Origin of the sequence: Microbacterium sp. H6 (assembly GCF_003314775.1) — a bacterium.
Lineage (GTDB): Bacteria > Actinomycetota > Actinomycetes > Actinomycetales > Microbacteriaceae > Microbacterium > Microbacterium oxydans.
On the sequence record NZ_QOAY01000035.1, the window covers coordinates 21,529 to 22,487 of the forward strand.

At 71.3% G+C, this 959-nt stretch carries 1 protein-coding gene; it reads left to right on the forward strand.

Annotated features, from left to right (window positions below):
• Positions 1 to 959, forward strand: a 959-nt coding sequence (locus tag DSP71_RS02280; protein ID WP_258546221.1) for an MFS transporter, incomplete at both ends; no start/stop codon positions are given.

Consider the following 959-nt stretch of genomic DNA (forward strand, 5'->3'; position numbering starts at 1 on the left):
CGGTTCGGTTCCGCTCGCATCGCCGTGATCGGCACCGTGTTGACGAGCTTGGGTCTGCTGTCGGCGGCCCTCGCCCCGTCAGGCCTGCTGTTCGCGGTCGCCCTGTTCCTCGGCGGAGCGTCCGACGCGATCACCGATGTCGCCCAGAACGCCCACGGCCTGCGGGTGCAGCGTCGCTACGGGCGTTCGATCATCAACGGCTTCCACGCCATCTGGTCCATCGGTGCGGTGCTGGGTGGGGCGATGGCTGCAGTGGCGATCGCACTGGAGCTGCCGCTGGCCGTGCACCTGGGCATCTCGACGGCCGTGTTCGCCACGGTCGCGCTCGTCGCCCTGCGCTTCTGCCTCCCCGGCCGTGACGACGAGGTCGACGAGGAGGCCACGGCCGAGCCGGCCGAGCTCGCCGGAACACTCCGTCGCGGAGTGACGCCGCGTACCGTCATCGCGATCATCGCCCTGACTCTCATCGCCATGGCCGGCGCCGTCGCCGAGGATGCGGGCAACTCCTGGGCGACTCTGTATCTCGCCGACTCGCTCGGAGCCGCTGCGGCGATCGCTCCTCTCGGTTTCATCGCCCTGGTCGGTGCGCAGTTCATCGGTCGGATCATCGGCGATCCGCTCACGGACCGCTTCGGACAGAGGTGGGTCGCGCGGGTCGGCGGCGCCATCGCGGCGGTCGGCATGACGCTGGCGCTCGCGTATCCGTCGGTGCCCGGCACGATCCTGGGGTTCGCGGCCGTCGGCTTCGGCATCGCCACGCTCATCCCCGCGGCGATGCATGCCGCGGACGAACTGCCGGGACTGCGGCCGGGCGTCGGGCTCACGGTCGTGTCGTGGCTGCTGCGCCTCGGGTTCCTGCTGTCTCCGCCGTTCGTGGGGTACATCGCCGAGAACGAGAGCTTGCGGGCGGGGCTCCTCGTCGCGCCGGTGGCCGCCCTCGTCGCCGTGGTGCTGGCGGG